Source organism: Pseudoduganella sp. HUAS MS19 (assembly GCF_053615455.1).
Genome location: NZ_CM132133.1, coordinates 624407 through 635005 on the forward strand (window position 1 = coordinate 624407; position 10599 = coordinate 635005).

At 61.9% G+C, this 10599-nt stretch carries 5 protein-coding genes; 2 read left to right on the forward strand and 3 right to left on the reverse strand.

Annotated features, from left to right (window positions below; all coding sequences use genetic code 11):
- Positions 1–13 precede the first annotated feature (13 nt).
- Positions 14–262, forward strand: a complete 249-nt coding sequence (locus ACWBU6_RS02920) for a hypothetical protein (protein ID WP_452647380.1) — start codon at positions 14–16, stop codon at positions 260–262.
- A 148-nt stretch (positions 263–410) separates the two neighbouring features.
- On the opposite strand, the gene ACWBU6_RS02925 is transcribed toward ACWBU6_RS02920, so the two are convergent.
- Positions 411–1889: an alkaline phosphatase D family protein gene (locus ACWBU6_RS02925; RefSeq protein WP_452647381.1), complete on the reverse strand. Its 1479-nt coding sequence runs from the start codon at positions 1887–1889 to the stop codon at positions 411–413.
- Between the two features lie 109 nt (positions 1890–1998).
- On the opposite strand from ACWBU6_RS02925, the gene ACWBU6_RS02930 reads away from it, so the two are divergent.
- The gene (locus ACWBU6_RS02930; RefSeq protein ID WP_452647382.1) at positions 1999–3309 is read left to right on the forward strand and encodes a hypothetical protein; all 1311 of its coding nucleotides are present in this window, start codon (positions 1999–2001) and stop codon (positions 3307–3309) included.
- Positions 3310–3501: 192 nt separating this feature from the next.
- Here ACWBU6_RS02930 and icmF read toward each other — a convergent pair whose 3' ends face one another.
- Both icmF and ACWBU6_RS02940 read right to left on the reverse strand, forming a co-directional pair.
- Positions 3502–6795 (reverse strand): fused isobutyryl-CoA mutase/GTPase IcmF, encoded by a 3294-nt coding sequence (gene icmF / locus ACWBU6_RS02935; protein ID WP_452647383.1) that lies wholly within the window; start codon positions 6793–6795, stop codon positions 3502–3504.
- Positions 6796–6962: 167 nt separating this feature from the next.
- Entirely contained in the window at positions 6963–10496 is a 3534-nt protein-coding gene (locus ACWBU6_RS02940; RefSeq protein ID WP_452647384.1) for an indolepyruvate ferredoxin oxidoreductase family protein, read from the reverse strand.
- Positions 10497–10599 lie beyond the last annotated feature (103 nt).

Genomic DNA, 10599 nt, shown 5'->3' on the forward strand with positions numbered 1-10599 from the left:
GCGGCATGAGCGTATGATGGGCGTAAATGCCATGGTTTGCGAGGTTCAAATGACGGCCAAACTTGTTGTAATCAGTATTGATGGGGACATTGCTCGGGCGTTGACAAAGCGAGCGGCCTTGAATGGCAGGACGGAGGAAGAAGAGCGCTTTGAAATTTTGCGAAACGTTTTGCTACAGCCTGCCCGCAAGTCTTTGGCTGAAGTATTAGTCAGCATGCCGAATGTTGGCAGAGAAGCGATCTCTACATATGTCCCCAGATAGCAGGAGAGATTCGGCGGGGAATAGGAAATGCGCGTCGGCGCGGCGAGCATGACCAGGTGGCCAGGCTAGGTGCCTGGCTTGACCTGTTAATTGCTGAATATCGGCACCGGATACTCGACTTCGATCTCGGGTGTGCTCAAGTTTGGACTTAATCTGCCAGCGGCAGGATCGCCTGGCGGTAAGGCTGCGCCTCGTTCTCCACATACCAGTTGGCCCATAGGCGGTTGCGCGAGCGGCCGTCCACGATGCGGTCGGGTTCGAGGCTCAGGTAGTTGCGGGCGCCGATATAGCGGTGCGATGTGCCCGGGAATTTGTACATCGCGGTTGTGATACCGCCTTCCAGTTGTTCAACCTTGTCGCCGACATGCTCGAGGTAGAACAGCGCCATCGCCGGTGGCGGCGGATGCACCACGCCGGACGAAGTCAGCTGGTGGATCGTGATCGGCTTGCCCTGGTATTGCTTCTGGTTTGACTCGATGGCGCCGATGGCGCCCACGTGCACGTCGCCGGAAAGAATGGTTACGCGGCCACCAGTTTGCTGGGACCATTCCTGCAGGCGGTGGATCATGCGCAGGCGCTCCCATTGGTGGGGGCGGCTAAGCCAGTGGTCCTTCAGGTCGTCTTCCAGTTCCTGCTGGCCGGGCAGGGCGCACAGCAGCATCTCCAGCGTGCTGAAGTCGGGGTGCACGACGGGGATGCTGGACATGATCAGCAGGTGCTTGCAGTCCTGCTGCCGCTCCAGCCAGGCATAGGCAGCGTCCCACGACTGCTGGCCCATGACCACGTCGGGCGTACGTTCGCTGCGCAGGTCGAGCACCAGCAGGCCGTAATCGCCGATGCGCACGGCCTTGCTGAAGCCGGGCTGCGCGGGCAACCGCATCGGGAGTTCATCATCCGCAACGCAGTGCTGCTGGAACAGCAGAAAGTAGTCGCGCGCAATATGGTAGATCGCCTTGAAAACGGGCGATTGCTGGAACTTGTCCGGGTATGAGCCCCAGCCATCGATGATGTCATGGTCGTCCCACATCATTACCGTGGGAACGCTGGCAAACATGCGCGCCACATGCGGATAGGCCCAGACCTTCAGGTAGTTCCCGAAAAAGAAATCGTCGATTTCGGTTTGCAGCGTTTTGGTGACGGGTTTGTTGGCGAGCTTCTTGTCGTTTGGCGCGGCGGCCCAGTCGTGCAGGGCTGTGGTAGTCCACATCGCATCGCTGTAAATCTGGTCGCCTCCCATCAGCAGCAGGTGGTAAGGGCGCTGCAGGTGGTTGCCATGCATCTTATTCCATACCGGGTCCTGTGGGATGTCCTTCATCTTCTTGTAATCGGAGAAGCCGTTGCAGGAGGTGTAGGCGCAGGTGGGGGCGCCGTCGCGCGCCGGAACGGTGAACGTAAAGGCTTGGCCGTCGACGATGTATTGGACCTGTTGCTCGCGCGTGGCATGCTGCTCGATGGTGAAGCGCCAACTTTCAACGGTATGCACGGCGCGCTTGTGCAAACGGCTGCGCAAACGGCGGGATGCTGCTGCCAGGGGACGCACTTCGGCCGCGGCGCCGGGCAGCACGGCTGCCGTTACTGCCGGCGCCAATTCGCCCGTCCAGACTACCAGTGCGCTGACTGTCCACATGCCGTCGTCACAGCCACAGAACTTCAAGATAGGTCCCAACACTACTGCCATTGCAATCCCCGCATCATTGATAAATAATTAAATAATAACTTAACGCAAGGGGTATCAATTGAAATCGCCTCGTAGCAGCCTGCGTCGCGGTCGAGCCAGGCCCGGGGCGCCGCGGCTGGAAACGTCCGATGCAACTCCGGTGGAAAAGCTGCTGGCAATGGGCGCGGCGGTGGTGCACATCCTGGCGGCCATGCTGTTCATGCCGCACCGGCTGGACGAAAAAATCAATGGTGCAACCGGCATCGAGCGTTCGCTGCCAAAGTTCTCCTTCCTGACCGTTTGCATTTTCAGTGCAGTCAAGGCTTGCAAGTATTTGTTGATGCTCTTCATCCTGGCCAACCTGGTGTGGATGCGGGGATGCGATCCCGTGACGCAGCAGGCGCTCGATATGCCGGACGTGACGCAGCACCTGAATATTCCGAGCCTGCAGGACATCTTGCTGATCGGCCTGCCGTCGGCATTGCTGATACTGGGCTTGCTGGTCATGCTGCGGGCCTTGTTGCGCCTGGCGATGCCCGTCGAGGCGGCGCGGCGCTTCTTCAATGTGGCCGTGTATATAGCGGGATTCGAATACCTTGTAGTGGCGTTGGCGCTGGCAGGTTCGCTGCCATTCCATACGCGCGCTAACAGGAACAGCTTACTGGAGCTGGTGCCTTTCTTCAGTTTTGGCGTGGTCCTGGTTTGGGGTGCCTTGCTGATGGCGATAACCGCCATGCGCGCGTCGCGGGTGCCGGGCAAGCCGCGGCGCTGGCATGTCAGCGGCCCGATGGGCATCGGTGCATTCTTGTTGATGTTGGTGTGGAATGGGGCCATTGTCGGTACGGTGCCTTTGCTGGCCTTTCCGCTTGCGGCGAACGCAATCAAGCCGGAACTTGAAAAGCCCGTCCTGACAGTGGCATTGCTGCATGCTTCGGCAACGCCGGGGCAAGCGCCACGATATACCGTGGCGTTAAGCAATCTTGGGCGCGAACATCGCTACCTGCTGCACACTGACCTGGCGGTATTGTTCGATGCCCTGAAACGGCCATTGGCGAGCTGCCAGGAGGGCCGGATGCTTAGTGGCAGGGTGGCGGAATGGAGCAACAGTACTGCAGCGGGGACCATGCTGGCGCCGGGTGAGGTTGTTCAGCTGAATATCGATCTGCTGCCTGCGGTGCAGCGCGACTGCGAGTTCCCTCCTTGGCGGGTGCCACAATCGGACGAGGAAGGCGGGCTGCGCGAGCTGCTCTCCAGCGGGGTATGGGACTATCCGGTTCCACAGCATTACCACGCGCGCCTTGCATTTGATGCGGTGAATGTGCAGACGGGTGTCAGGCGGAAACTGGTGGCCTTCCTGCTGGCGGAGCCTGGACGTGCTCCAGCTAACTGACGGCCTGCGGTGCGGGCTTTAGCCTGATGACATACTCTTTTCAGGGAGGCTGTCATGGGGAAGTATTTCTTGGCTTGGCTGTTGGGGGTGCCGGGGATTGTGCTGCTGCTGGTCTGGCTGTTTTTCAACTAGAACCGGAATAGCGGGGTCAGACCCAAGGGCCTGACCCCATTGACGCGGCGCTCGCGCGCCTTACATATTGCGGCGGTACTGGCCGCCGACTTCGAACAGCGCGGTCGTGATCTGTCCCAGCGAGCAGACGCGGGCTGCGTCCATCAGCTTGGCGAACACGTTTTCGTTGTCGATGGCCGCTTTTTGCAGCGCAGCCAGGGCGGCCGGTGCGACGTCCGCGTTGCGGGCGTGGAAGTCCGCCAGGCGGGACAGCTGCGATTGCTTTTCATCGTCGGTGGAACGGGCCAGCTCGATGGTGGCCGGGGCTTCGGAACCTTTCGGGTTGCGGAAGGTGTTCACGCCGATGATCGGCAGCGAGCCGTCGTGCTTCTTGTGCTCGTACAGCAGCGATTCCTCCTGGATCTTGCCGCGCTGGTAGCCGGTTTCCATCGCGCCCAGCACGCCGCCGCGTTCGGCAATGCGTTCGAATTCCTGCAGCACGGCCTCTTCCACCAGGTCGGTCAGCTCTTCGATGATGAAGGCGCCCTGGTTCGGGTTCTCGTTCTTTGCCAGGCCCCATTCGCGGTTGATGATCAGCTGGATCGCCAGTGCGCGGCGGACGGATTCGTCGGTCGGCGTGGTGATCGCTTCATCATAGGCGTTGGTGTGCAGCGAGTTGCAGTTGTCGTAGATCGCGATCAGCGCCTGCAGCGTGGTGCGGATGTCGTTGAAGTCGATTTCCTGCGCGTGCAGCGAGCGGCCGGAAGTCTGGATGTGGTACTTCAACTTCTGCGAGCGGTCGTTGGCGCCGTACTTCTCCTTCATCGTCACGGCCCAGATGCGGCGCGCCACGCGGCCCAGCACCGTATATTCCGGATCCATGCCGTTGGAGAAGAAGAACGACAGGTTCGGCGCGAAATCGTCGATGTGCATGCCGCGCGCCAGGTAGGCTTCCACGAACGTGAAGCCGTTGGACAGCGTGAAGGCCAGCTGCGAGATCGGGTTCGCGCCCGCTTCCGCAATGTGGTAGCCGGAGATCGACACCGAGTAGAAGTTGCGGACCTGGTGGTGTACGAAGTACTCCTGGATGTCGCCCATCACCTTCAGCGAGAACTCGGTCGAGAAGATGCAGGTGTTCTGGCCCTGGTCTTCCTTCAGGATGTCGGCCTGTACGGTGCCGCGCACGTTCATCAGCACCCAGTCCTTGATCTTCTGGTATTCGTCTTCGGACGGCTGGCGCTTGTTCTCGGTGACGAACTTCTCCACCTGCTGGTCGATGGCGGTGTTCATGAACATCGCCAGGATCGCAGGGGCAGGGCCGTTGATGGTCATCGACACGGAAGTGCTTGGGTTGCACAGGTCGAATCCGTCGTACAGCACCTTCATGTCGTCCAGGGTCGCGATGGACACGCCGGAGTTACCGATCTTGCCGTAGATGTCCGGACGGATCGCAGGGTCGGCGCCGTACAGGGTGACGGAGTCGAAGGCGGTCGACAGGCGCTTGGCGTCCATGCCGGTCGACACCAGCTTGAAGCGGCGATTGGTGCGGAATGCATCCCCTTCGCCCGCGAACATGCGGGTCGGGTCTTCGCCTTCACGTTTGAAGGCAAACACGCCGGCGGTGAAGGGGTAGGAGCCCGGCACATTTTCCAGCATGAGCCAGCGCAGCAGCTCGCCGTGGTCTTCGTACTTCGGCAGCGAAACCTTGCGGATCTTGGTGCCGGACAGGGTGTGCTGCACCAGGCCGGTGCGGATTTCCTTGTCGCGGATCTTCACCACGTATTCGTCGCCGGCGTAGGCTGCCTGCATGTCCGGCCATTGGGCCAGCAGCTTCTTGGCGCCGCCGTCCATGGCGTGGTCGCGCTCGATAATCAGGTCGTCGAAGTCCGCCACGGACTTGCCGGCCACCGCCATCATGCGTTTTGACTCCTGCAGCTGCTGGCGCTCGCGCGCCAGTTTGGCTTGCGCCTGGGTCTTCTTGTGGTAACCGCGCACGGTGTCGGAGATTTCGGCCAGGTAGCGTGCGCGCGCCGGCGGCACAATCACGTTCTTGCCGGAGCTGAAGCGCACGTCCATCGGGGCCAGCACGCCCTTGGTGGTCTTCAGGCCTTTGCCTGCCAACACTGGCAGCAAGCCCTGGTACAGGGCGGTCACGCCATCGTCATTGAAGCGGGATGCCTGGGTGCCGAATACCGGCATTTCTTCCGGACGCTTGCTCCACATTTCGCGGTTGCGCTGGTATTGCTTGGCCACGTCGCGCAGTGCATCCTGCGCGCCCTTGCGGTCGAATTTGTTGATCGCGATGAAGTCGGCGAAGTCCAGCATGTCGATCTTTTCCAGCTGCGAGGCGGCGCCGAATTCCGGCGTCATCACGTACATGGACACGTCAACGTGCGGCACGATCGCGGCATCGCCCTGGCCAATGCCGGAGGTTTCCACGATCACCAGGTCGAAGCCCGCCACCTTGCAGGCTGCGATCACGTCAGGCAGTGCCTGGGAAATTTCGGAACCGGCTTCGCGGGTTGCCAGGGAACGCATGAAGACGCGGGTCTTGCCGTTCCAGGGATTGATCGCGTTCATGCGGATACGGTCGCCCAGCAGCGCGCCGCCGGATTTGCGGCGCGACGGGTCGATGGAGATCACGGCGATGTTCAGCGCGTCGCCCTGGTCCAGGCGGATGCGGCGGATCAGTTCATCGGTCAGCGAGGATTTGCCCGCACCGCCGGTGCCGGTGATGCCCAGGGTGGGGGCGGTGGCCGCCTTCGACGCTGCCGCCAGTTCGGCGCGCAGCTTGTCGGAAGCCTTGCCGTTTTCCAGCGCGGTGATCAGCTGGGCCAGCGGACGGTGGCGCTGTTCGATGTCGCCGTCGCGGATGGCATCCAGCTGGGTCGGCGAGTAGGTGGACAGGTCGACGTCGCATTGCTGCACCATCCACTGGATCATGCCGACCAGGCCCATACGCTGGCCGTCTTCGGGGGAGAAGATGCGGGTCACGCCGTAGTCGTGCAGGTCCTTGATTTCGCTCGGTACGATCACGCCGCCGCCGCCGCCGAACACCTTGATGTGCGAGCCGCCGCGCTGGCGCAGCAGGTCGATCATGTACTTGAAGTATTCGACGTGGCCGCCCTGGTAGGAGGAGATGGCGATGCCTTGCACATCTTCGGTCAGGGCCGCGGTGACGACTTCGTCCACCGAGCGGTTGTGGCCCAGGTGGATCACTTCGGCGCCCTGCGATTGCAGGATGCGGCGCATGATGTTGATCGAGGCGTCGTGGCCGTCGAACAGGGACGCGGCGGTAACAAAGCGCACTTTGTTCGCGGTCTTGGCCTGCTCTGGCTCAGCGGAGAGTTTCTTGGCGTTGGCGAGGTCGTTCATGTTTTGTGTTCCTTGGAACGGGGGAATTTTGATTATATGACGTTTACGTTAACGTCAAGTCAAGCAAAACCGGTAAACCGGTGTCCGACCCGCAGGGTCAGACACCGGTCCAGCGGCCGTCGCGTCATCGGTGTCTGACCCTGCGGGTCAGACACCGGGGTAGCGGTTCAAGCAGCATGCGCCTGACCGCCGCTCTTGAAAGCAGCCATCATCTTCGCCTTAGCCATCTTGTACTCCGCCACAGCCTTTTCCTTCACATGGCCGAAGCCACGGATCTTCTCCGGCAGCGCAGCAATCGCCACCGCCTGTTCATGGTTTGCCGCCGACAGCCCGTCCAGAAGCTCAGCAATAACGCCGCGGAACTCGGTGATCAGCGCGCGTTCCATCTTACGCTCCTCGGTATAGCCGAAGATATCGAATGCCCCACCGCGCAAGCCCTTGAACTTGGCCAGCAGCTGGAACGCCTTCCACATCCACGAGCCATATTCCGCCTTCACCAGGTGGCCCTTGGCGTCCTTTTTCGCGAACAGCGGCGGCGCCAGGTTGAACTTCAGCGAGAAATCGCCTTCGAATTGGGACTTGAGTTGCTCCACGAAGCGTCCATCGGTGTACAGGCGCGCCACTTCATATTCATCTTTATAGGACATCAGCTTGAACAGCGACTTGGCGACCGCGGTCGACAGCTTGTTGCCCAGGCCCAGCAGGGTCTCTTTCGAGCGCACTTGCTGCACCAGGTCTTCATAGGTGGCGGCATACGCAGCATCCTGGTAAGCGGTCAGGAACTCGACGCGCTTCCTGATGATGGTCTCCAGCGACTGTGGCATCTGCACCACGACCGCCTGGGTCGGGGTCGCAGTCTTTTCCACGCGCTTGAAATCCACGGCGGCGCGGCGGCCCCACAGGAAGGAGCGCTTGTTCGATTCCACCGCCACGCCATTCAGTTCGATGGCGCGCAGCAGGGCTGCTTCGCTCAGCGGGATGCGGCCCTTCTGGAAGGCGTAACCCATCATGAACAGGTTGGAGGCAATCGAATCGCCCATCAGCGCGGTCGCCAGCCTGGTGGCGTTGATGAAGTCCACGGACTGTGCGCCGCCGACCGATTCGGTGATCAGCGCTTCCACGCTTTCGGCCGGGTACTGCCAATCGGCGTTCTGCGCGAAAGTGCCGGGCGGCTGCTCGTGCTGGTTGACGATGGCGAAGGTGCGGCCTGGGCGCATTTTCGAGACGGCGTCGTAGGCGCCGGAGGTCAGCATGTCGCAGCCCAGGATCAGGTCAGCCTCGCCGGTGGCAATACGCTGCGCGCGCAGGTGGGCCGGGGTCTTCGCCACTTTGACGTGGGAAGTCACGGAACCGTTCTTCTGCGACATGCCGGTCATGTCCAGCACGGACGCGCCTTTGCCTTCCAGGTGCGCGGCCATGCCCATCAGCGCGCCGACGGTAATCACGCCGGTGCCGCCGATACCGTTGATCAGGATGTTGTAGGGCTGCTCGATGCCTGGCAGTACCGGTGCCGGGATATCGCCCCAGTCGTCGTTCTTGGCGGTGCCGGTCCGGGTTTTCTTCAGCGTGCCGCCTTCGACGGTGACGAAGGAGGGGCAGAAGCCCTTGGTGCAGGAATAGTCCTTGTTGCAGCTCGACTGGTCGATGGTGCGCTTGCGGCCGAATTCAGTTTCCTTCGGCAGGATCGAGACGCAGTTGGACTGGATACCGCAGTCGCCGCAGCCTTCGCACACGGCTTCGTTGATGACCATGCGCTTGTTCGGGTCAGGGAACTCGCCTTTCTTGCGGCGGCGGCGTTTTTCGGCGGCGCAGGTCTGGTCGTAGATGATGACGGTGCAGCCCGGCAGCTCGCGCATTTCGCGCTGCACGGCGTCCATCTCCTTGCGGTCGTGCAGGGAAACGATGGAAGGCAGAGCCGAACGGTCGGTGTAGCGCGACAGGTCTTCGGTGACCAGGGCGATGCGCTTGATGCCTTCGGCCGCCATTTGCTGCGCGATCATCGGTACCGAGACGGTGCCGTCCACCGGCTGGCCGCCGGTCATTGCCACGGCGTCGTTGTACAGGATCTTGTAGGTGATGTTGACCTTGGCCGCCACGGCGGCGCGGATCGCCAGGTAGCCGGAATGGAAGTAGGTGCCGTCGCCCAGGTTCTGGAACACGTGCGGCACCTTGCTGAATGCAGCCTGGCCGATCCAGGGCGTGCCTTCGCCGCCCATATGGGTGGTCAGCTTGTTCATCTCGGGGTAGATCGAAGTCGCCATCACGTGGCAGCCGATGCCTGCGAGCGCGAACGAACCTTCCGGCACCTTGGTCGAGGTGTTGTGCGGGCAGCCGGAGCAGTAGAAGGCCGGGCGGAACGGGGTCTCGATGGCCTTCTTCAGTACCGCGTCCTTGGCTTCCAGGAAGCTCAGGCGCGCCTTGATCTGTTCCTGGATGCTGGCGTCGGCGATGTAGCGGGCGATGCGGCCGGCGATCACGCGCGCCACCTGCGACACGGAGAAGTCAGCTTTCGGCGGCAGCAGCCATTCGCCGCGCGGGGCCACCCACTCGCCCTTGTCGTCGAACTTGCCGATGATGTGCGGACGCACGTCGTCGCGCCAGTTGTACAGCTGCTCCTTCAACTGGTACTCGACGAACTGGCGCTTTTCCTCCACCACCAGGATCTCGTCCAGGCCCTGGGCGAACTCGCGCACCGAATCCGGCTCCAGCGGCCATGGCATCGAGACCTTGAACAGGCGCAGGCCAACCGTGGCCGCCATCGCTTCATCGATGCCCAGCTCTTCCAGCGCTTCCAGCACATCCAGGTAGGACTTGCCGGAGGCGATGATGCCCAGCTTGGCGTCCTTGGAGTCGATGGTGGTGTGATTCAGCTTGTTCTCGCGGGCGTAAGCCAGGGCCGCGTAGATTTTGTAGTCCTGCATCAGCGCTTCCTGGTTGCGCGCCTGCTGGCCCAGCGGGATGGAAGACAGGCGGGCATTCAGGCCGCCTTCCGGCATCACGAAGTCTTGCGGGAGCTTCACCTCAACGCGGAACGGGTCGGCATCGATCGAAGCGCTCGACTCCACGGTGTCGGCCAGCGCCTTAAAGGCAACGGCGCAACCGGAGAAGCGCGACATGGCCCAGCCATGGATGCCAAGGTCGATGTACTCCTGCACATTGCATGGATACAGCACCGGAATCATGCAGGCGGAGAAGATGTGGTCCGACTGGTGCGGCAGGGTGGAGGAGTAGGCGCCATGGTCGTCGCCGGCCACCAGCAGGATGCCGCCGTTTTTCGACGTGCCGGCATGGTTCATGTGTTTGAAGACGTCGCCGCAGCGGTCCACGCCCGGGCCCTTGCCGTACCACATGGCGAATACGCCGTCGTACTTGGCCGGGCCGATCAGGTCAACCTGCTGCGAGCCCCAGACGGCAGTCGCCGCCAGGTCCTCGTTCACGCCCGGCACAAATTGCACATTGTGCTGTTCCAGGTGCTTCTGGGCTTTCCACAGGGTCTCGTCCAGGCCGCCCAACGGCGAACCGCGGTAGCCGGAGATGAAACCGCCGGTGTGCAGGCCGTCGCGCGCGTCGCGCAGTTGTTGCATCATTGGCAAGCGCACCAGCGCCTGGATGCCGGACAGGAAAACTTTACCGGTGGTGGAAGTGAATTTGTCGTCGAGGCTGACGTCGTGTAGTACGGGCGAGTTGCTGCCGTCTGGCATGGTGGCTGTCTCCAAAATCATGATTCGGGTGCGTGCCTGGCACTGGTCGGCGCCGGGTAAGCGCGTCCTTGCCTAAGTCACAACGCCTGCGGGTGTGCAGGCC